A 25,597-nucleotide genomic window follows, 5' to 3' on the forward strand; every position below is an offset into this window, starting at 1 on the left:
GCCGCCAGCGTTCGTCCTGAGCCAGGATCAAACTCTCCATTAAAGACCAACCGAAGTCGGTTTATAGAAAGAGCGATAAGCTCATTTTGAAACTGACGAGATAAAAATATCTCTTGTTTGATTTTGCAAGCAAAATCGTTTTACTCACTCGTTGTTCAGTTTTCAAAGATCAAACATTCTTTTTCGGTCGATTCAGTTTATCGCTTCATCAACTCTTATATCATATCATCTCCGAACCAACTTTGCAAGCACTTTTTTTAAATCTTTTTTTGTAACACTCGCTCGCAATATTGTATTTCTTGGCCGGAATTAGAGTATACCACTCCCCATATTTAAATGCAACCGTTTTTTAATAAATTGTTTTTACTATCTTTATTGTTGTAATGACATCCTGTGTACTCTGTACTTTTGCTAAATGGACTTAGTTATCTGCATCCAAGAACGACGTGAGATCCATTCAATGATCTCGAATACGCGTGTTGCTCATTACAACTCATGTGCATATTCTGCTTTTTCTTTAATATTGATGATTTGACAAAGAAAGGATGGGTAAAAAAGATAAGGAGCTAGCAACAAACCATGCGATAGCAGCTTTGTTTCACGCAACTTTAGGTAATGATTAATTATAACTGTATAGAGGAGTAGATTTACTAATGAAGCAACGAAGGCGAACATGGACGAGAATTGTGTTTCTTATCATCTCTTGCTTACTGCTTTTCGTGATCTCAGGATTTGTGTATGAGTGGATTGCATCCAAAAAGGATAAATCACAATACCCACCTCCGGGGGAATTGGTCGATGCCGGGGGTTATCGACTCCATATTCGTAAACTCGGTAACGGCTCTCCAACAATATTGCTTGAATCAGGGAGCGGGGAAAGTAGCCTGTCATGGAGAGATATTCCCGAAAAACTGTCATCATTCGCCACTGTTGTATCCTATGACCGGGCAGGCTATGCCTGGAGCGAGGAGGCTGCTACTCCACGAACCGGGGAAAACATCGTTCGAGAGCTTCATGTCGCCTTAAAAAACGCAGACATCCAAGCTCCTTATATTCTGGTAGGCCATTCCCTTGGAGGGATGTACTCAAGACTGTACGCGCAGACATACAAAGACGAAGTGGCAGGATTGGTTCTGGTGGATGCCAGGCCTGAAAATGACGCTCGCCGGACAAATGAGATCTATGCCAAGGAACGGCCTAAGGTCAATCCCTCCCCGTTAATATCCATTCTCCTAGAAAAGTCAGGGGCTTTTCGCCTGTTCCCCAATTTAATGCTAACGGGTCGGGTCGAATATCAAGATAGAAAATCTTTTGTGAATATTGTCGCTTCCTCTAAATACTTTCGATCTGTTGCGGAGGAGGGTGATCTAGCAAGCACTACCGAAGATGCCATACGGGGACAGCATCTGGGTAACCTCCCTGTACGTGTAATTGCCCGGGGCATTCAACAAGATTTGACTCAGTTCGGTATTAGTAAACGCGGAAATGATCAGATCGAACAAAGCTGGCAAATGGGACAGCGCGAGATGCTTAACATCTCTACAAACAGCAAATTTATTGTTGCCAAGAAGAGCGAGCATATGATCATCCATGATCAACCGGAGCTTGTCATCCAAGTCATCCGTGAACTCATCACCGACACAAGACACTTTCAGTCAACCATGTCTAAAGCATACACAGATGATTAGGGACTTTATATGTTAAACAGCATAAAAAAATAAAAGACGCCCGAGTTCCTTCTATATAAAGGAATTCGGGCGTCTTTGCTGCCTAACACTTATTATGCTTGATTGAGCTTAGGACAAAATGGGCTTGTTTTTAGATGAGGCCTCTGTGACCTTGCCAAGTATCTGTCTCAGTACTTTAGCATTTTCCCCAATAAAACCGGAATCAAGCAGCACATCATGCGTTCCGATGACTTCGTATTCTTTGTATTGGCCAAGTGTCGCCTGTTGCCATAACAATTTATCTAATGATGTATCCGGACCAATACTATCATCCTCTGCAATTAGAGCATGGATATTCGCATGAACTTCACCTGAGTTAATAAGCTCATCGCGGTAGACGGAGTAAACCAACATTTTGTCCATGACTCGCTCCCTGTCCACTGGATCGGCGAGGAATGCTTTGTACTGGTCCCTAATGCTGTCCAGTACCATCTCGACAATCTCTTCAAGCTCCTCCGGTGTCGATTCATCCTTGGACATCTTTCTCATAGCATCTACCATAATAAGGTCGCTAACATGGTGACCTCGGCTTTCCATGGCTTTCGCTACCTCGAAGGCGAGATTTCCTCCAAGTGAGTATCCCAGGAATACATATGGGCCCTCTGCTTGAATATCCACGATGGCATCGATGTATCGATCCAGCATATCTTGACCCTGGAAACGATCGCCGATAAATTCCATCCCGTACACCTCGCAAAGCCCTTCCAGCTCCTTGGCCATCTCATAGTACCCCAGAGAGTGGCCTACCCGTGGAGGGAAGCAAAACACTTTGAGCGTTCCTTTCCCTGGGAAGCGGATAATTTCCATTTCCTCTTCATTAGCAGCAGTTGTTGCCTGCAGCTTGGAAATTTCATGCGCCATTTCTTCCACAGTCGGCAGATTAAACACGACTTGGAGTGGGAGCTGGACGCCCATACCGGACGAGATCCTTTGGATCAAGCCCAATACTTTCAGGGAATGGCCCCCAAGTTCGAAGAAATGATCCCTGATCCCGATTTCCTGTACGCCGAGCACTTCGGACCAAATCTGAGCGAGCTCTACTTCTGTCTGCGTACGCGGCGCGATATACTCCGCTGTGCTCCGCAGAAGTGTTTCCGGTGCCGGTAGCGCTTTGCGATCCAATTTGCCATTCGGATTCAGCGGCATTTGTGCCAACTGTACGAAAGCAGTCGGAATCATGTAGCTTGGCAGCTCGCTGGCCAGTGCCTCGCGTAGTACGCCCGCTGCAAGCCCCTCTTCGGCCACAAAGTATGCACAAAGTTGAGTACTTCCGGTGGAGTCAGCCAGTGCTAGAACAACCGCTTCCTGCACCGATGGCACCTTCAGAATTTGTGCCTCCACTTCTCCCAGTTCAATGCGGTAACCGCGGATTTTTACCTGGTGATCGATCCGCCCCAAATACTCAATATTCCCGTCTGGCAGCCATCGGGCCAAATCGCCCGTTCGGTAAATTCGCGCTCCCGGTTTGTACGGGTGAGGAATGAACTTCTCTGCCGTCAGGTCCGGCTGGTTGAAATACCCCCGCGCTACCCCTTCGCCCGCAATGCAGAGTTCTCCCGGTACCCCCACAGGTGATACCTGAGAAGCGCTGTCCATCATCCATACTTGGACGTTAGCGTACGGTTTGCCGATCGGCACATGCATTAGGGCCGCAGTTTCAAGGCTCGTTGTATACCGAGTCGCATATACGGCTGCTTCCGTAGGACCGTAGATGTTTTCCAGTACTGCGTAAGGAGATACTTTATAATACTCTTCCACAAGTTTGGCAGGCAGCGTCTCGCCGCAGGCAAACAGGTATTTCAGAGTAAGGAATCCTTGGGTGCCGCTTTCTTTCAAGTATTGAACGAGCACACTGAGCATCGACGGCACCAAATTGAGATGCGTGATACGGTTCGTATCCACGGCCCCTAGCAGTGCCATCGGGTCTTTGTCCACGCCTTGTGGCAGGATCACGAGAGTCCCCTCTCCAAAGAACCAGCAGAACAGCTCCGGCACGGAGAAGTCAAAGGTAAATGTCGTTTTGAGCAGGAAACGGTCGCCTGCCAACATCGGATATTCAGCTTCCAACTGACTCAGCGTATGGACGGCAGCGCGATGTTCAATCATTACCCCTTTCGGCTTGCCGGTTGAACCTGACGTGTAAATGATATACGCCAGATGCTCCGGCCCCGCAATTGGCTCCAGATTCGAGCTATCCGCATGATACGCCTGCGGATCATCAAGTGCCAGGATCGTGCCAGTGAACGGAAAACGATCTTTGAGATGGTTCTTCGTCAGCAGAAGCTTCGCTCCCGAATCCTCCAGCATGTGGCGAATACGATCTTCTGGGAACTCCGGATCAATCGGTACATAGGCCCCGCCAGCTTTTAGAATGGCATGAATGCCAATGATCATCTCAAGCGAACGCTCGACCATGATGCCGACTGGTTGGTCCGGTCTGACCCCTTGGGCACGCAGCGTACGTGCAAGGCGGTTCGCCTGCTGATGAAGTTCTCCATAGGTAAGCTCCGTTTCACCGTAAATAAGTGCTGTACAATCCGGTGTGAGTGCTGCTTTTTCCTCAAATATACCGTGAAGGGTCTGCTCACGCGGATAAGGAGCTGCTGTATCGCCCCACACCTCTATAATCTGCGATTTCTCTTCTGGCGTGATCAGCTCCAGCTCATCAATACGGATAGCAGGTTGAACAGCAACGCTTGTCAGAATTCTCGTCAAGTGTCCTTGAATTCGTTCCACGCTCTCCCGATCATAGACGCGGGCATTGTAACGGTACAAGAACTCCAGATTACGACCCGGCAGCACAATGAGGTTAAAATCATAATTCGTCTGTTCAAACATCTGAACATCCGTAATTTTGTATTCAGCCTCTTCACTGGCAATTTTCTCTTCCAAATGCTCTTCTACTGGGTAATTTTCGAACACCATAATATGAGAAATCAAATCTTGCTTTTGTTCGCTCTGTGCTTGAATCTCATAGAGCGGATAGGAATCATAAGCATGTCCTGCCAAATATAATTCCTGCTGTCTTTTCATCACATGGGAGAACGAATCGCTTCCCTCGGCCTGTACCCGAACCGGAACTGTATTAATGAAGAGACCGATCATGCTTTCGATACCCGGAATCTCGGCAGGTCTTCCCGATACCACACTTCCGAAGACGATATCCTGGCTTCTATTGTAGCGCTGCAGCACGATTCCCCAGGCTGCTTGCATCAGCGTATTCATCGTCACCTGATGCTGTTTGGCCACCTGTTCCAGGCGATCGGTCAGTTCCGCATCCAACGTGAATACCAGCTTCTCCGACACGTAGGCTTCTGCTTTTGCCGATGGCTGTGTGATGGCTTGTGGCAGCTTCGTCTGCTGCTCGTAGCCTTCCAGGTACCCTCTCCAGTAAGAGGATGCCTCTTCCTCGCCTTGCTTCTCCAACCATTGAATATACTGGCTGTACGATACAGCTGCAGGAAGCTCAGGTTCCCTTTGCTCACGCAGAACCCCATACGTCTCAAACACTTCCTGGAGCACAAGCGGCATACACCAGCCATCCAAAATGATGTGATGAGAGCTCCACAGCAAATGGTAAGCCTCTTCTGCTGTACGTAGAATAGCAACACGCAGCAATGCTTCTTCAGCAAGATTAAAGCCTCTTGCTTTGTCCTGAGCAGTATAAGCTGCAAGACGCGCTTGAATTTCATCGGCTTCCAGCTCGTGCAGATCCTCGTATACGAAGTCACACGCTCTTTCTTTGAACACAATCTGAATAGGGAAATCGCCCCACCCGGCATGGAAATTGGTTCTCAATATGGCATGCCGTTTCATCAGATATTTTAAGCTGCGTTTGAAATCCTCAGGATAGAATGCTCCCTGAATTTCAAACTTGGCCTGCTCAAAGTAGACTTCCGAATGAGGCTCCAGCAAGCTGTGGAACAACATTCCTTTTTGCATCGGCGTCAGTTTATACATATTTTCAATACTGCCGATATGCCGTGTCTGCTCTTCTAACTCCTCAATCTTTTCCAAGCTGATATCTTTGAGGAGTACATCGCTTGGTGTAAGTTCTGTTCTTTTCTTACTTACGCAATGTCCAATAACTTCGCTGAGACGGTTCTTCAGAATGCCAACAAACTTAGCCACAGACTCCCCGTGGAACTGATGACGGTTATAGCTGACCGAAAGTTGAAGCTGTCCTTCGGCAATCAGTCCATTAATGTTCAATGTCTGATGCTGCACCATCTGCTCACTGACCTCAGGTCCTACTGAGTAAGGCGATACTTCCATCGTCCCTCCTGCAAGATCCTGGTCGAACTGTCCCAAGTAGTTGAAGGTAATCTCAGGTTCAGCCGAGAAGGAGGAGACATCGGAACCGCCGCTTAAATATTTCAAAATACCATATCCGACACCTTTGTTCGGGATACGACGCAAGCCTTCCTTGACGTGCTTGATTCTGGCGCCGATCTCCAATTCCCCTCCCATCTCAAGGGCGACAGGGTATTGACTTGTAAACCAGCCTATTGTACGAGTAATATCCAGTTCCGGCACAACAGGCTCCCGTCCATGTCCCTCCAGAAGGATGCCTACACGTTCGATTCCCGTCCACTCGTGAACAGCCATACCCAGAGCCGTCAGGAGCAGATCGTTGACCTCCGTATTGTAAGTGCGGTTCGCTTCTTTCAGGAACTGCTCTGTCTCTTCTGGTGACCATCTCACCGTGACAGCCTCACTGTCTTTGATGAGAAGAGCGCCGTCTACCTTGTCTTTGGGAAGAGGGACAAAGCCATCTCCCTCTACCTCTGCCCAATAGCTGCGTTCTTGTTCAGCCGCCAGACTGTTCGCAAATTGTGTGATTCCCTCAACCCATGCACGGTACGAATCTGTCTTCTGTGGAAGCTTGACCGCTTCTCCACGTACTGCCTGCTCGTAGCCTTCCTGCAGGTCCTCAAAGAGAATACGCCAGGATACGCCATCCACAGCCAGATGATGAATAACGATCAACAGATGTTCGCCTTCCACACAGCGGAACAGACCCAGTCTAAAGAGAGGTCCATCCTCCAGAGAGATGCTGCGCTGAATGGCTTCCGCACCTGCTTCTATTGCTGAAGCCGGGTCTGTTTCAGCCCGCAGGTCGTGGATTTGGAGGCTATAGAGTTCACCCTCACCCACGCTCCGGTTCCAGGCCTCCAACCCCTGCTCTCCTTGGCGGAACACCAGTCGTAAAGCATCATGATGCTCTGCAATTTTCCGAACAACCTCGGCGAGCGCATCGGTATTGAAGCCATCCCGTCGGTACAACATGACCGACTGATTAAAGTGATGCAGATCCATTGACTGTTCATGGAAGAATCTGTGCTGGGCAGGTCCCAGTCTTACCGCTCCGTGTACCTCGCTTTGATCCGCAATTCGGCTGACCACACTAACGCGCTGCGCCAACTCTGCAATTGTCGGATAACCGAACAAATCCTTCATTTCAAGCTTATAGCCTGCTTGAAGAAGCCTTGAGGATACTTGAATGGATTTGATCGAGTCACCTCCAAGCTCAAAGAAATTATCATGAATGCCGACAAGCGGCACGCCGAGTACACCTTGCCAGATTGAAGCCAAAATGTTCTCCACATCCGTCCGCGGAGCGGTAAAGTCTGCTCCCGCCTTTATACCCGAGTTCGGTTCAGGCAGTGCCTTGCGATCCAGCTTACCATTCGGTGTCAGAGGCATCACCTCCAGTTGGACGAAGTAAGACGGAATCATATATGCAGGCAGTCCGGCAGACAGTTCGTCTCTCAGCTCGCTGACAGACATTTCGCGATCAGCTACTAAGTAAGCACACAGCGATTTCTGCCCATGAGCATCTGCCCACGCAACAACGAGAGCTTCCTCGACAAGTGGAATGTCCAGCAGCTTGGCCTCAATCTCACCAAGCTCAATACGATAGCCCCGTATTTTAACTTGATGGTCAATGCGTCCAATGTACTCAATATCTCCATTAGGAAGGCGACGAGCCAAATCCCCGGTGCGATACATATTTCCTTCCGAAGCGAACGGATTTCTAATGAATTTATCTGCGGTAAGCTCAGGACGGTTCAGATATCCACGGGCTACTCCGTCCCCGGCAATGTACATTTCGCCCTCCACACCTAACGGTACGAGACGAAGCTGTTCATCCAGGATATGAATGTATATGTTGTCGGACGGCAACCCAATCGGTACGGATTCCCGTGTATCCTTCGCAGGATCGTACAGGTGAATCATGCAGCCGACGACGGTTTCGGTCGGACCGTATTCATTGTAGATTTTGATGTTGCCACCAAAGAGATCGGTAATCGTTTTGGACAAATGTGTGGTCAAATTCTCTCCACCCACAATGAGCTGTTGAATGCGACTTTCCGCTGGAATGGTCATGTCTTTTATGAGACTGAGATGCGTCGGCGTCAGCTTGAGAATATCGACCGCATTTTCGCGCAAAATATGCTGAACGACCTCTGCCTTATCTATACCATCATAAATCCGTACTATTCCTCCGTTTATTAACGGAGTAAACATTGATGTCATCGTCAAGTCAAACGAAATGGATGAATACAACGGGAAATCCGTTGGTTTCCCAGCACAATAGACCTTATTGGCCCACCAGATGTAGTTCACGATCCCTTTGTGGTTAATCATGGTTCCCTTCGGATTTCCGGTTGTACCCGAGGTATAGATTAAGTACACCAGATCGTTTCCTCCAACAGGAATATTGGGATTATCCACCTCGGTTCCGTAGATGTGCGGGGAATCCAATTCCATAACCGTTCCCTCAAAAGAGGCCAACTCCGTCAGGTGGCTCTGTGTGAGCAGAATTTCAGCGCCAGAATCCTTCAGAATATACTGAATCCGCTCCTGCGGATATTCAGGATCAATAGGTACATAGGCTCCACCCGCTTTGAGTACACCCATGATGGCGACAAGCAGCTCTACAGACCGATCTGCCAACAGACCTACCACTTGTTCACTCCGTAGTCCTTGGTCTATCAAGGTGGAAGCTAGTCTGTTCGCCTGCTCGTTCAGCTCCCGATACGTGATCTGGATGTCGCCGTTTACTGCCGCAATCTTATCCGGCGTACGGACAACCTGTTCTTCAAACAAGGTATGCAGACCCTGATCACTTGGATAGGTATGGGCCTTGCCGCCCCAGTCAAGCAGGTTCATCCGTTCCTCAGATGTTACAATCTCCAGTTCCTGTATCGTCGCCTGCGGACGAGCAGCCACCTGATCGAGCATCTGCAACAAGTGTCCTCCGATTCGTGCAATGCTTTCTTGCTCGTAAACCGAAGCATTATAGCGAATGCAGACCTTGATGTCTTCGCCTGGAATTACAACCAGATTAAAGTCATAGTTGGTTTGTTCAAACATGGTGAAGTTGGCAACTTCGAGTTTGTCCTCCGTTTGATTACCCGATTGCTCCACCTGCTCGTCGAGCGGGTAATTTTCAAAGATCATAATATGAGAAATCAGGTCCTGCTTTTGGGTTGTTTTCCCCTGAATCTCATACAGTGGATAGGTGTCGTAGGCACGACCAGCCAATGACTGTGCCTGTGTACGTTTCATCACTTCGACAAAGGCTTCGTCTTTGGATGACTGTACACGGATAGGTACTGTATTAATGAACAGACCCACCATATTTTCGATCCCTGCAATCTCAGCGGGTCTACCCGACACAACGCCGCCGAAAACGACATCCGAGCTGGCATTATAACGTTGAAGAATCAGTCCCCAAGCTGTCTGCATGAGTGTGTTGACAGTCACGTGATTGCGCTTCGCGACAACATCCATTTTACCGGTCAAGGATGCACCCAGATGGAGAACATGCTCATTCAGAACATAGCCCGCCTCTTTGGCTTGAGATTTAGTTTTACCTTCCGGCAATACGGTGTTCCCGTCATAATCTTCAAGATATTGGCTCCAATACGTTGAAGCTTCTTGATCATCCTGTGCATCAAGCCACTCGATATAACGGCTATAGGGCTGAGCTGGCGGTAGGACAGGCTGTACTTGCTGTTTCTTGGCAGAATAATAATCGAACAGCTCCTGTGTAATGATCGGGATACACCAGCCATCCATGACAATATGGTGGAAGCTCCACAATACAAGACAGCTTTGATCCTTCTGCAAGACGGTCACCCGCATCAGCGGATCTTCTGACAGGCTAAACCCCTTAACCATATCTTCAGCCGTGTAAGTCTTGATTCGGGCTTCTTGTTCCTGCATAGATTCGTCGCGCAAATCTACGTAGTGCAGAGGGATTAACCGTTGCTTAAAGACAACTTGCAGCGGTACATCAGCAATGTTGTTGTAAAAGCCGGTACGTAGTATGGCATGTCGTTGCACCAGAGCCTGGAAGCTCTCGAAGAAGGTATCTACATCGAAGCTGCCACGCAGCTCAAACGTTGCCTGTTCGAAGTATGAAGAGGAGCCCGGCTCCAGTAGGCTGTGAAACAGCATTCCCTTCTGCATTGGCGTCAGCTTGTACACATCCTCAATCTCTCCGATGTGAGCCGTCTGCGCCGTGAGTCGATCAAGCTGCTCCAATGTTAATCCTTGGAACAGAACATCACTTGGTGTAAGCTGTGAACGCTCCTGAGCCACACAATGACGGATGACCTCACTAAGGCTTGACTGTAATAATTCAGCAAAATGACTCACCGTCTCCTTACGATACTGCCTGCTGCTGTACGTAATCGTCAGTGATAGCTGGCCTTCGGCAATCATGCCATTCACATCCAGAGCATATTGCTGTGGTGTGAGATCGCTGAGCGCTTTACCAACTGAATGTGTGGATAGGCTTAGGGCATTACCCTCCAAATCCTGATCAAACTGCCCAAGATAATTGAAGGAAATTTCCGGCTCCACGCCGAATCCGACACTTTTCTCCGGTGCCATATACTTCAGAAGACCGTAGCCGATTCCTTTATGCGGAACCTCTCGCAAATTCTCCTTGATGCGCTTGATTCGCGCAGATACTTCCTGTCTGCCTTGCAGGTTCAGCAGAACTGGATACTGGGTTGTGAACCAACCCACGGTACGGGTAATATCCAGGTCTGGTACGATCATTTCCCGTCCATGTCCTTCAAGATTGACCAAAATCTGCTCCATGCCTGTCCAGCGCTGAATGGCTGCCCCCAGAGCAGTCAAGAGCAAGTCATTCGTCTCCGTATGATATGCCCGGTTCGCTTGTCGCAACAGCAGGTCAGTTTCCTGCGCAGACCACGTTACCGTAACCGATTCAGTATCCCGAATGGTGCCCGGCTTCTGATCCTCATCCTTCGGCAGTGGGGCCAAAATCGCCTCCTCAATCAGCTGCCAGTATGCACGCTCCTTGTCCAGAGCAGGCCCTGCTGCATACTTCGTCGCTTGCTCAGACCATACAAGATACGAATCGGTCTTTTGTGGAAGGACGATTGCTTGTCCATTCCATGCCTGCTCGTACCCCGCTGCAATGTCCTCAAACAGGATGCGCCAGGATACGCCGTCAACCAAGAGGTGATGAATGACAATCAACAAATGATCGCCATCGTCACAATGGAACAGGCCTAGCTTGAACAGTGGGCCACCTTCCAAGTCAAAGCTTGCCTGAATGGCATCGGCTTGGGCCTGAACCGCAGCTGTCTGGTCTTCCGCCTGCCGCATATCGGCAATGTCCAATGTGTAGAGCTCGCCTTCGTCCGTTCCCCGATTCCAAGCTGCGTATCCAGCTTCTGTAGGCCGGAAAACCATGCGCAGCGCGTCATGATGGATCGCAATTTGGTCCATTGTCAACCGGAGTGCAGCCTCATCAAAGCCGTCTTTCCGATAGAGCATGACGGCATGATTATAATGGTGCGGCTCCGCTGTATGGCGTTCAAAGAACCAACGCTGAATTGGCATTAACTCTGCTGCACCTTTAATTTCGCCCTGTTCCGCTATACGTCCAGCTGCCTGAAGATACGGGCTTAGCTCGGCAATTGTCGGATATTTGAAGAGATCCTTCATCTCTAATTTATATCCAGCTTGGAACAATCTCGAGGACACTTGGATCGCCTTGATGGAGTCACCACCCAGATCGAAGAAATGATCATGGATGCCAACCTGCTGCGCTCCCAGCACACCTTGCCATACGGAAGCCAAAGCTTCCTCAGCTGCGTTTCTCGGCGCTTCATAAACCGCCCCCGTCTGCACATTGGCCTCTGGAGCCGGAAGCGCTTTGCGATCCAGCTTGCCATTGGGTGTCAAAGGCATCTGTTCCAATTGCATAAAGTAAGATGGAATCATATAAGTCGGCAGTTCGGCAGCCAAGGCTTTTCTCAACTCGCCTACCGTCAGCATCTGATCGGCAGTGAAATAGCCGACAAGCACTTTTTGTCCACTTCCATCCTCCCGGGCGAGCACAACGGCCTCCCTTACAGACGGAGCATGGAGCAGCTTCGCTTCCACTTCGCCCAGCTCGATACGGTAACCACGGATTTTTACCTGATGGTCAATCCGTCCCAAATACTCCATGCTGCCATCCGGCAACCAGCGTGCCAAGTCACCCGAGCGGTACATACGCTCGCCCGCTTCAAACGGATGAGCGACAAACTTCTCTTCCGTCAATTCCGGTCGGTTCAGATAACCTCGCGCCAGGCCTACGCCCGCCACATAGAGTTCACCCGGAATGCCAATCGGCTGTGGACGACGTTGTTCATCCAAAATGTACGCCCGCAGCGTCGGAATCGTGGTGCCGATATTGCTGCGGCCCTGTTCAATTTCCAACTCTGTAATTTCCTTGTATGTTACATGCACGGTCGTTTCGGTAATGCCGTACATGTTAATGAGCTGCACTTGCGGATACTTCGTTCTCCAGTCCTTGAGCAGGGCCGGGGCTAATGCCTCTCCACCGAAGATAATCATACGGAGGCTCAGTTCTACCGCCTGATGACCGAGCTCTTCCTGTAGCAACTGATAGAAGTACGTCGGTGTCTGGTTCAAAACGGTGACCTTCTGATCCTTAAGCAATTGCAAGAAACGATCTGGACTCTTCGCTGTAAGCGATGGAACGATGACCAACCGTCCTCCGTTCAGCAATGCTCCGTACATTTCCCATACAGAGAAGTCAAAACAGAATGAATGGAACAGTGTCCACGTATCCTGAGGACCAAAATCAAACATATTTTTATCATTAAAGAGCAAGCGAACTACATTTTTATGCTCGATCAGTGTTCCCTTTGGCTTGCCTGTCGTGCCCGATGTGTAGATGACGTAGGCAAGATGCTCCGGTCCGGCTGCAGGCTGCAGGTTTGAGACATCTTCCTTATAGGAAGCCGTTTTATCCAGACTTACGATGTCCCCAGCGAAGGAGACACGTTGCTCCAGATGCGCTTGTGTCAGCAGTAGCTTGGCTCCCGAATCCTCAAGCATAAAGCGAATGCGGTCCTCTGGATATTCAGGGTCTACAGGGACATAGGCCCCGCCTGCCTTCAAGATGGCTAAAATTCCAACCACCATTTCAAGAGAACGATCCGCCATGATTCCAGCCAAACCGTCTGGTTGCAAACCACGTTCCCTCAGCGTTCTGGCAAGTCCATTGGCCCGCTCGTTCAGCTCGCTGTAGGACAGGGCTGCATTTTCACATACGACTGCCACCGCATTCGGAGTACGTGCAGCCTGTTCCTCGAACAGCGCATGGATCGTCTTGTCACGAGGATAATCTGCCTTGGCTTCGTCCGGCGCTTTCATCAGCCTTGATTTTTCCTGAGGTGTCACGATATCAAGGGATGACAACGGCATTCCCGGATTGGAGACGGCTTCCCGAATAAGCTGTACAAAGTGGCCTGCCATCCGCTGGGCAGTCTCTTGCTTGTAGATCGCAGTCGCGTACTCAAGCGTGCAGTTCAATACCCCGTCTGCTTCACTCACGGTCAGCGTGAGATCGAACTTGGCAGCCGGATGTACATTATCGTAAGGAGTGAAGCGCAATCCTTCTATTTCTTGTTCTCCCTGCTCAATATTTTGCAGGACAAACATGGTATCAAATAGCGGGTTACGGCTCAAATCACGCTGAAGCTCCAGCTTTTCTACCAGCTCCTCGAACGGGTAATCCTGGTTTTCATAGGCCCGCAGCGCTGTTTCCTTCACTTCCTGCAGATAAGCCTCGAAAGGCTTTTCTCCTTCTGGATAAGTACGAAGTGCCACTGTGCCGACGAACATACCGATGAGGCCTTCGAGTGTCGCATGGGATCTTCCTGCCACAGGTGAACCGACAATGACATCTTCCTGACCTGTGTACTTGTGCAAGAGCGCTGTATAGGCTGCCAGCAGTACCATGAACAGAGTGGAACCCGTTCGGGTAGCCAGCTCCTGAAGTGAAGCACTCAGAGAAGAATCAATTTGGAAGTCGATTCGATCGCCCGCAAAGCTTCGCACCGCAGGACGAACTTCATCCCCTGGCAAATCCAGCACTGGCAAGCTTCCGCGGAAAGCATCCAGCCAGTAAGCTTCCTGGGCCTTAAGACGCTCGCTTCCGAGCTGCTCTTGCTGCCATACAGCATAGTCTGTGTACTGGATCTGTAGTTCAGGGAATACGTCCTCCTCTTGGTAGAAGCGGAGAAACTCTTCTATGAGAATATTCATAGAAACCCCATCTGAGACAATATGATGCATGTCAAACAATAGTAAATGGCGCTCATGTGCAATTCGAATAAGGCCTACCCGCAGCATTGGAGCTACACCTAAATCAAAAGGACGGACAAACTGCTGAAGGGTAGCTCCTGCCTCTTTCTCGCTCAACTCCGCATATTCCACAGTAAACGGAACATCCGTCAGGAGCTGCTGTACAGGTTCACCGTTCACAGTCACAAAACGAGTACGCAACGAACCATGACGATGAATCAGACGACGGAATGCCTGCTCTAGCCGTTCCCGATCCAAAGCTCCCTCAACGGTAAGGATACCCGGCATATTGTAGCTCAGCTCTCCACCTTCCAGCTGACTTAGAATAAACAGTCGTTTTTGGGCCGAGGACAATGGATAATGCTCTCTCGCTCCCGCTGTAGGAATTTCTTCGAAATTCAGCGGTGTATAGCCCTCAATGGCACGAGCCAATCCTTCAATAGTAGGAGACTCGAACACTGCTCTCAGACTAATCTCGCGATTCATTTCCTTGCGAATTCGTGAGACTAGCAGGGCTGCACGCAGTGAATGACCTCCAAAATGGAAGAAATTATCCTTCACTCCCGCGCTCTCTACACCCAGCACCTCTTGCCAGATTTCGGCTAATTGGATTTCCACAGGTGTCCTTGGAGCCTCAGATGAAGCCGCTGCCCATCCATGCTCGCCCTGCAGCGCTTTTCGATCGATTTTTCCGTTCGACGTCAGAGGCATATCCTCCAGTTGTATGAAGCGGGAAGGGATCATATATCCAGGTAATATCTCCGACAGGACGGCCCGAAGCTCGGATACCTCAAGTTTCTGAGCAGCTACGAAATAAGCGACTAGATCTTTGTAGCCGTCATCGCCCTCTACAGCCATGGCTACGACTTCCTGAACGGACGGCACTCTGAGCATTTGTGCTTCTACCTCGCCTAGCTCGATACGGTAGCCGCGGATTTTGACTTGGTGATCTATTCGGCCTAAGTACTCGATGGTTCCATTCGGTAACCAGCGAACCAGGTCACCCGTCCGATACATACGCTCTCCTGGAACAAACGGATTGTCCACGAACTTCTCATCCATTAACTCAGGTCGGTTATGATACCCCCGTGCTAACCCAATACTCGAAATGCATAGCTCTCCAGCTACACCGACAGGTTGCAATCTAAAATGGTCATCCAAGATGTACACACTATGGTTAGCAATAGGTCGTCCAATAGATACAATATCCGTTGCTTCCTCACTGTCCGGGACGGACCAGATGGTGGTGCATACGGAGTCCTCCGTTGGGCCATAGCCATTAGAGTAACGTACATGCTTCCTCCACTCTTCGATCAACTCGACCGATGCGGCCGATCCAGCGGTTAGCAGGCACCGCAGTGTTGGCAAACGCTCTGGATCAAGGTGGATAACGTAAGCGGGTGGCAAAGTCGCTACCGTAATCCCCTTATCGTTCATGAACTGCTCGAACAGGGCATGATCTAAAATATCTTGTGTAGAAGGGATGCACAGAACACCCCCGTGGCTCAGCGCCGTTAAAATTTCCGAAACCGATGCATCAAACGACAGGCTTGCAAACTGAACGATCCGATCCTGCGGTGTAACTTCGAAGTGTGTCCCGTATACGTCCGAAAGATTCGGTAGTCCCCGATGCTCGACTAATACGCCCTTAGGCTGCCCCGTCGTACCTGAAGTGTAGATCACGTAAGCCAGATCATCCGGGCCAGCAGTATCCTCCAAATTCGAGGTATCGGCATCATAGGTCGATGATTCATCCAGCAGCAAAACATTTTCCGTCCATCCGAGATGCTCCAAGAGATGGGCCTGTGTAAGGATCAGCTTCGCCCCGGAATCTTCAAGCATGTAACTGATTCGTTCTTTCGGATACTCTGGATCGATTGGAACATAGGCACCCCCGGCTTTCATAATGCCGTAGATCCCAACGATCATTTCGAGCGACCGTTCAGCAATCAGTCCCACCAGATCTCCCGTCTTGATTCCCTGAGTACGGAGCCTTCTCGCCAGTCCATTGGCTTTTGCATTGAGCTCGGCATAGGTCAAACTCTCGTCCTCGAACCAAATGGCAGTCGCATCCGGCGTTCGTCCCGCCTGTTCCTCCAACAGCCCGTGGAACGTGTTACAGTGCTCGTAAATGCCTTTTGTATTTCCCCATACGTTCAGAATCTGTTCTCTCTCCTGCGGCGTGACTAATTCTAGTGCATCCACGGAAATAGCAGGGTTCTCTACAATTTGTTCCATAAGGTGAACCAGATGGCCCTTGATTTGCCCAATTGTCACTTGGTCATAAACAAGTGCATTGTACTGGAACAGCAATCTCATCTCTTCGCCAGGGAGGACAATTAAATTAAAATCATAATTCGTTTGCTCAAGAAGCTCCGCTTCCTCAATCTCAAAGGCAGCCTCGCCACCACCCAGACGCTCTACCTCCTCCTCCACAGGATAGTTCTCAAACACCATAATATGGGAGATTAGATCCTGCTTCTGATCCGTCTGAGCCTGAATCTCAAACAACGGGTAGGTGTCATACATATGAGAAGCCATATATTGTTCCTGCTGCTGCTTCATCAGAACGGTGAAGGGGAGATTCTCCTCTGTCTTCACACGAACGGGAATCGTATTGATGAACAAACCGATCATCCGGTCAATGCCCGGAATTTCTGCTGGTCGGCCTGATACTACACTTCCGTACACGACATCCCGGCTACCGTTATAGCGTTGAAGCGCAATGCCCCAGAGGGACTGCAGCAATATATTCATCGTGACATGAGCATCCCTAGCCACCTTTTCAAGGCGCTCAGTCAATTCCCTGCTGAGAGGATAATTCAGCTTTTCTGCTACATAGCCTTCTCCCTTACTTGCTCCACCGACTTGAGGTAAAAGCGTCTGCTGCTCGTAACCGGCCAGATATCGGCTCCAATAGTTGGACGCAACTGCTTCATCCTGCTGTTCCAGCCATTCGATATATCGACTGTACGGATGGACCTCTGCCAGCTGCGGCTCTCTTCCTTCCAGGAGGGCAAAATAGTGTTCAAATACCTCCTGCGTAATTAACGGAACACACCAGCCATCCATGACGATGTGGTGAAAGCTCCATAAGAGGCGGAAGCTCTCTTCATCTGTTTGTAAAATGGATACACGGAGAAGCTCGTCTTCAGCTAGGTTGAAGCCCTGTGCTTTGTCCTTAGCACCAAATGTCTTCAGGTAAGCTTCGCGCTGCGATGCATTCATCTCACGCAGGTCTTCGTACACCAATTTAGCGCCTCTGTGTCGAAATACAACCTGCAAAGGCTCGCTGCCCCATCCGCTGTAAAAGTTCGTGCGCAGGATGGCATGACGCTCCACCACGGCATCCAGACTGTGTCCGAATGCAGTCGGATCAAAGCTACCCTTAAAGTCAAAGGCAGCCTGCTCAAAATAAGCACCTGTATGCGGCTCAAACATATCATGGAACAGCATGCCCTTCTGCATCGGCGTCAGACTATATACATTCTCAATATCGCCTATGTGGCTGGTCTGCTTAGAAAGCTCCTCCAGATCGGCAATGCTTAGACCCTTCGCAAGCACGTCGCTTGGTGTCAATACGGTTTTCTCTTGGGTTACGCAATGCTGGAGAAGCTCTCGCAGGCTTTCTTCAATATATCCAGCGAGCTGTTCCATCGTAGATAACTTATACTGTTTTCCGTTATAAGTAATCGTCAGAGTCAGGGCTCCGTCCGTCACCATGCCATTGATATCTAGCGTATAGGCTGGTTCCTCCAACAAGCTTTGGGCGCTTCCGGTCGGATAAGGAGAAATCTGCAACGAGCTGCCTTGCAAATCCTGATCAAATTGCCCCAAATAGTTAAAAGAAATCTCAGGCTGCAAGCTGAAGCTGTCTTCATCCAACTGACTTGCCATCGTTTTAAGCAACCCGTAGCCAATACCTTTGTTCGGAATTCGGCGCAGCCCTTCTTTCACAGACTTGATCAAGGAGGCCACTTCTGGGTCATCCCCCAAGTCTAAAATCACCGGGTATTGACTTGTAAACCAGCCGACGGTACGGGTGATGTCGATATTCGGTATAATCGGCTCACGACCGTGTCCTTCCAGATTCACAGCAACCTTTCCGATGCCAGACCATTTGGATACCGCCATGCCCAGAGCAGTCAATAGCAGATCATTCGTCTCTGTTTGATAAGCACGATGGGCTTTTCTCAACAATTGGTCGGTTTCTTCTATAGTCCATTGTGCTGTTATTACTTTGCTATCCTGTAAAAGAAGGCTTTCCACAGCCTCATCCTTCGGCAACTGTTCGAGTGGCTGATTCTCCAGCTCCCTCCAATACTCCCGATGAGTCTCCATTTCAGGACCTTCCGAATAACGAGCAAGGGCGTCTCCCCAGTCACGGAAGGAATCCGTCTTCTGCGGGAATGTCAGCGCTTGTCCTTGAATCACCTGCTCATAGCCTGCTGCAATATCCTCGAACAAAATCCGCCAGGATACTCCGTCCACCACCAAATGGTGGATCACGATCAGAAGGTGGTCTCCATCCTGACAATGGAAAAGTCCTAACTTCAGCAGCGGACCTTCTGCCAGATTGATACTGCGCTGAATGTCATCCGACAGCGATGTAATGGCTGCAGCCGGATCGGATTCATTCCGTAAATCAGCGGTGAACAGGCTATAAAGCTCTCCTTCTTCAAGATCACGATTCCAAGCTTCGTAGCCATGCTCTGTCTGACGGAAAACCATGCGAAGGGCGTCATGATGCTCAGCGAGTTTTCTTAGCACCTGATGCAAGGCCTTTTCCCCAAATCCCTGTTCACGATACAGCATAACCGCTTGATTGAAGTGATGAGGCTCTGCCTGCTTCCGTCCAAAGAACCACTGTTGGACTGGAGTCAAGCGAGTCGTTCCACGCACAACTCCCTGTTCAGCCATATGCACAGCCGTTTGTATTTCAGCGCCTAGCTCGGCAATGGTTGGCGATTTGAACAGCTGTTTCATCTCTAACCGATAGCCGGCCTGCAGTAACCGTGACGACACCTGAATAGCTTTTATGGAGTCTCCACCCAATTCAAAGAAATTGTCATGGATACCCACCTGTTCGGCACCCAGTACCCCTTGCCAGACAGATGCCAAAGCTTCTTCAGCCGGTGTACGAGGAGCTGTATACTTCCGTCCTGTATGCGCGCCTACTTGAGGAGCCGGCAGAGACCTGCGGTCCACTTTTCCGTTTGACGTTAATGGCATACGGTCCATCTGGATAAAGTAGGATGGAATCATATAGCCCGGAAGTACCTGCGATAGGGAAAGACGTACTTCGCCTGCCGTGAGCGTACGATCCGCCACATAATAAGCGCAAAGCTGCTTCTCTCCAAGCTCATCCGCGCGAACGACCACTACGGCGTCGATTACCGACTCCACCTTGGCCAGTTGGGCCTCGATTTCAGGGAGTTCGATGCGGTAACCACGTATTTTGACCTGCTCATCAATTCTTCCTTTAAACTCCAAATTCCCATCTGGAAGCCAGCGTACCAAATCCCCAGTTCGGTAGCAGGGTTCTCCGTCCTTAACAGGACTAGGAACAAATTTCTCTGCTGTGAGATCAGGACGATTGAGATATCCGCGTGCTACACCTTCACCGCCGACAATGAGTTCACCCCAAGCACCAATAGGCTGTAATTGCAGCGATCCATTGACCACATAAGCGGTCGAATTACTAATTGGGCGACCAATCGGCACACCCCCTTCGGCACGACCTGGAATCTTGTAGGTGGTGGAGAAGGTCGTATTCTCTGTCGGACCATAGCAATTGATAGGGACAAGATCAGGATTAGCCTCGATTACACGATTCATATGAGATAGAGACAGTACGTCACCGCCGACTAACAATGCTTTTAGCCCTCTGAACAGGTACTCATCCTGCAGGGAAAGCTGATTGAAAAGGGGTGAAGTAAGCCACAATGTTGTAATCCCGTACTTGGCAATAGCCGCTTTGAGCCTATCAGCAATCAGAATGTCGTCATTCTCTACGAAATAGAGCTGCCCACCGTTAAGCAACGCTCCCCATATCTCAAATGTAGAAGCATCAAAGGCCACAGCTCCTGTTTGCAAAATTCGTGTGGATTCATTCAGCTCCACATAGTTGGTCTCTTTGACCAGACGGACCACGTTCCGGTGTTCAACCATAACGCCCTTCGGTCTACCCGTCGTACCCGATGTATAGATGACATAAGCAAGCCCCTGCGATCCCTGAGCCGTCTCCGGCTGGGCAGGCTCAGCAGCATAAGCCTCTTCACTGCTAAGATCGACAATTGGTATACCGTAGTCTACACTTATAAGCTCGCCCTTTTGCACCAATAATAGCTTGGCGTCGGAATCATCAAGCATATAACGTACCCGATCTTCCGGGTAATCAGGATCAATCGGCACATAGGCTCCACCTGCCTGAAGCACCGCGAGCATACCAATGACCATCTCAATGCTTCGTCCGCCCATCACGGCCACAGGCTGCTCCCTCAACGTTCCCAAACGACGCAGTGTTTGGGCCAGTCGGCTCGCCTTGTCTTCCAATTCAAGGTACGTTAGCTGGACATCGCCGAATACAAGCGCCGTCTGCTCTGGTGTACGCTTGACTTGTTCTGCGAACAGCTCATGAATGGTCTTGTCCCTTGGATAAGGAGCCGATGTCGCATTAAATACTTCAACGATCTGTACTTTCTCCTCCGGTGTGATCATTTCAATCTCGGCCAGTTGCAACTGAGGATTGGCCGAGACTGCGTGCAGAACCCGGAGCAAGTGCGTTGCAAGTCGCTCTACACTTTCACGCCGATATAAAGCCGTACTATACTCGAGGCCAAAGGCTAATTTTGATCCCTTCTCCTCTACATTGAGGGACAGGTCAAACTTGGCTGTGACGGTGTCCATCAAGTAAGGAGTAAAGTGCACTCCGTCCATATCCTGCTCTTCCTGCTCGGTATTTTGTAATACCAATAAGGTGTCAAAGAGCGGATTGCGGCTGACATCGCGTCCTACGCCCAGCTTTTCGACCAATTTTTCAAAAGGGTAATCCTGATGCTCAAACGCCTTGAGCGCCGTTTCCTTGATTTCCAGAAGATAATCCTGAAAGGTTTTATCTCCTGCCGGGTAGCTGCGCAAGGCCAGTGTGTTGACAAACATTCCGATGATGCCCTCAAGCTCAGCCTGCGGTCTTCCGGCTACTGGAGAACCTACGACGATGTCCTCCTGTCCTGTATATTTGTGCAGTAGTACCGAATAAGCGGCCAGCAATACCATATACAGTGTAGTACCTGTACGGGATGCAAGCTCTTGTATCGCCTTATTTCCAGACTCATCCAATGTAAAATCAATTCGGCTACCCTCGAAGCTCCGAACTGAAGGTCGTTGGAAGTCTGTAGGCAAATCCAATACCGGCAACTCTCCTTCAAAGGATTGCAGCCAATATTTCTCAAGATCTTGCCGTTGGTTCTCTGACTGTTCTCGTTGCCATACGGCATAATCCTTGTATTGGATGTGCAGTTCTGGTAGCTGTTCTCCTTGATACAAATGAGTAAGTTCCTGTATCAATATTTGAATAGAAACCCCATCTGAAATGATGTGATGCATATCAAACAGCAACAGATGACGCTCCTCCTGGAGCTTCACCAAGCTAACACGCAGTAATGGAGCCTGGCTCAGATCAAAGGCACGAATAAAGTTGTGAATGAGCGTATCCGTCTCCTCCACCGAAGCCTCTGTATAGTTCAACGCGAACGGCACATTCCTATGCACACGCTGAACAAGCTCTCCATCCTGCATATAAAAGCCGGTTCTTAGGGATTCATGACGCTGGATCAGTGCCTGGAACGCGGACTCCAGCCGCGTGCGATCCAACGGTCCATCCACTGTGAAGGCCCCTGGCATATTGTAGCTAAGCTCTCCCCCATCCATCTGTCTCAGCACGTATAACCGCTTTTGCGCTGAGGACACTGGGTAAGCTTCGCTTTCCGCTGCCCTTGGGATGGATTCGTACAGGGTCGGAATGTGTTTTTTCACAAGTTGCGCCAAGGATTCGACCGTAGGTGACTGAAACACCTCACGCAGCGAAATGCTACATCCCAATTCTTTGTGAATCCGTGAAACGAGCACTGTTGCCCGCAAAGAGTGACCACCAATTTCAAAGAAATTATCTCTGACACCGACGCGGGCAACTCCCAAGATATCTTGCCAGATGAGTACCATCTGAGCTTCCACAGCAGTTCTCGGAGCCAAATAAGCCTCGCCGGATTGTACGCTGCTTTCAGGAGCCGGCAACGCACGGCGATCCAGTTTGCCATTTGGCGTAAGCGGCATTTGCTCCAGCCGGACAAAATAAGAAGGAATCATGTAAGCGGGGAGTTCCGCTGCCAGCTGAGACCGCAATTCCCCCGGCGAAAGATCACTGGAGGCTACATAGTAGGCGCACAGCAATTTTTGGCCCTGTTCGTCATCCCGTGCGAGGACAATCGTTTCTCGTACGTTCGGAGTCTTGAGAATTTGGGCTTCTACCTCGCCAAGCTCAATTCGGTAGCCGCGAATTTTGACCTGATGGTCGATCCGTCCCAAATATTCAATATTGCCATCAGACAACCAACGAGCAAGATCCCCAGTTCGGTACAGCCGCTCTCCCGCCCGATACGGATGCTCAACGAATTTCTCAGACGTCAAATCCGGCCGATTCAAATACCCACGGGCAAGACCGTCCCCTGCAATGTATAGCTCTCCCGGAACCCCAACAGGCTGCAGCCGTCTTTGCTCATCGAGAATATAAGCGCTAAGTGTGGGGATCGTTCTGCCAATATTGCTTTTCCCCGCTTCAATCTCATGTTCCGTGATTTCCTTGTAGGTGACATGGACTGTTGTTTCCGTAATTCCGTACATATTAATCAGCTGCACATCAGGATACTTGACCCGCCAGTTTCTCAGAAGAGATGGACTTAAGGCCTCTCCACCAAAAATGATTTTTCTAAGGCCAAGCTCTGTCGAAGAGTGCGTTAACTCTTCCTGTAGCACCTGATAAAAATACGTTGGCGTCTGATTTAAAATGGTGACTTGGTTGTCTTTCAACAACTCCAGGAAAGCTGCTGGGCTCTTGGCTGTGAGAGACGGAACAATCACCAATTTCCCTCCGTAAAGAAGCGCTCCGTACATCTCCCAAACGGAGAAATCGAAGCAGAACGAATGGAATAGCGTCCACGTATCCCGAGAGCTGAAATCAAATAGATTTTTATCGTTAAAGAGCAGTCGAACCACATTTTTGTGTTCAATCAGCGTGCCCTTCGGCTTGCCGGTCGTACCCGACGTGTAGATAACATAGGCTAGATGGCTTGGTCCCGAAATACTCTCCAGATTGGAAGCATCTCCTGTATACGTTGTAGCTTCGTCCAAACTCACAAGCTTTCCGTCAAAAGTGGTGCTCTCCCATAGATGACTTTGGGTGAGCAACAGACGGACCCCTGAATCCTCCAGCATATAATGGATACGTTCCTCGGGATAATCGGGGTCAATCGGTACATAGGCACCACCTGCTTTCAAAATGGCCAACATCCCAATGACCATCTCCAAGGAACGGTCAGCCATAATCCCTACGAGCGTATCTGCAACTACTCCCTCGGAGCGCAAATATCTCGCAAGCTGGTTAGCCTGCTCGTTTAGAGCTAGGTATGTAATGCTCTGTTCGTCCATCTGAACGGCTACGTGATCTGGCGTGCGCTCGGCTTGTTCCTCGAATAAGCCATGGATGGTCTTCTCACGTGGATAATCGACTGCAGCGCCTTCCGAAAGAGCCAAAATGGATTGCTCTTCTGGTTCACCCAATAAGTTTACCTCTGCGATAGAAAGCTGAGGTGAATGAATGATCTGCTCGGCGATCGTAAGCAACTGGGAAACCATGTCCTTAACTTCACTGCGTTCAAACAGCTCCGTCCGATAATCGACATCCAGTACCAGTTCGCCTTCATCCAGGATCTCCACGATATGAAGCACGAAATCGTTCACTTCGTCCCCGCAGAAATCATAATCCGTCAAAATGCGCACATCATCCAAATCAACCCAATTGATAAGACGATATTCCATTGAAACGCCAAAAAGCCGCTGAATATCCTTGTTACCATGCATTTCTCTAAGATCCTGAATTAACTGATTGTACGGATACTTCTGATGCCGCAGGACTGACATCTGATCTCTGGCTACATCCTGCAGGAAGCTCAACACATCCATATCCTTTTTGACGTATGTTCTGGCAGCAGCGGTGCTGACAAACATACCTATCTTTTGCTTCTCTTTTTTGTTCCCCCGGTTAGCGAACGAAGTGCCAATCACCACATCCGGCTGATTCGTCATTTTGTGTATGTAGATATACATCGCACCCATGAAGAACTGGAACAAAGAAATCCTGTTCTGTTGGCAAAATGCTTGCAGCTCGTGATATAGCACTTCTGGTACGGTAAAATGCTCCCGAACGGCGTGGGTGCTTAAAGATAACGGATTATATGACTTCCAACCCGTAAGCTCAGGCAAATCAGAAAATTTATCCAGCCAGTAAGCCTTATCCTTTTGGTATCTGTCAGAAAGTTCGTATGCATTCTCATCTGCAATATATTGAATATACGAGCAATCGTCGCCCAGCTTCGGTTCATTTCCTTGAATTAACTCCATGTAAAATGTTGTCAGCTGATTGCCATAGACCACCATTGATATTCCGTCAGAAATAATATGGTGCATCTTGATATTAATCCAATACTCTTCCTCGCTAATCTTCACAATTAAAAACTGGAAGAGCTCAGAATCCAGCAGGGGCAAAGGTTTGCTTTTGTGTTGCTCAAGTAAGGCTTCCACCTCAGATACACTTTCATAGTGGCTAAGATCCAGGCACTCCAGCTGTCTCTCTTCATAAGGAACGACGTACTGCTGAGGCACTCCATCCACTGAGGTAATACGGATGCGGAACGCATCATACTGTTTGATAATCAAATTAATGGACTGCATAAAGGCAGCAATATTGATGTGCCCCTTCATCTTAGCTGTACCGGAAAGCTGTGACACTGACGTATCTGGGTAGAGTAATTCGGTATACCATATACGCTTCTGCGCATTTGTTAAATCATATAACTGCATGTCATTCATCTCATTCACTCCTATTCCATGATGTGAATATCCTCCCGCTGCACCTGGCAGTCAGGAGGACAAAAGGACAGTTT

The 25,597-nt window shown here is 49.4% G+C and carries 2 protein-coding genes; one reads left to right on the forward strand and one right to left on the reverse strand.

Annotation, left to right across the window (positions count from 1 at the left end; translation table 11 throughout):
• Positions 1 to 653: 653 nt before the first annotated feature.
• A complete protein-coding gene (locus tag GRP75_RS02895; protein ID WP_071559521.1) occupies positions 654 to 1,688 on the forward strand; it encodes an alpha/beta hydrolase in 1,035 nt (344 codons plus the stop codon).
• A 108-nt stretch (positions 1,689 to 1,796) separates the two neighbouring features.
• On the opposite strand, the gene GRP75_RS02900 is transcribed toward GRP75_RS02895, so the two are convergent.
• Complete coding sequence (locus tag GRP75_RS02900; RefSeq protein ID WP_160788565.1) at positions 1,797 to 25,523, reverse strand: non-ribosomal peptide synthase/polyketide synthase; 23,727 nt, start codon at positions 25,521 to 25,523, stop codon at positions 1,797 to 1,799.
• Between the last annotated feature and the right edge of the window lie 74 nt (positions 25,524 to 25,597).

This window comes from Paenibacillus sp. OT2-17, assembly GCF_009827695.1.
GTDB classification, from domain to species: Bacteria; Bacillota; Bacilli; order Paenibacillales; family Paenibacillaceae; genus Paenibacillus; species Paenibacillus polymyxa_B.

Coding starts and splice junctions, on each gene's coding strand:
- GRP75_RS02895 (WP_071559521.1), top strand. CDS start 654: ATGAAGCAACGAAGGCGAACATGGACGAGAATTGTGTTTCTTATCATC.
- GRP75_RS02900 (WP_160788565.1), bottom strand. CDS start 25,523: ATGAATGACATGCAGTTATATGATTTAACAAATGCGCAGAAGCGTATA.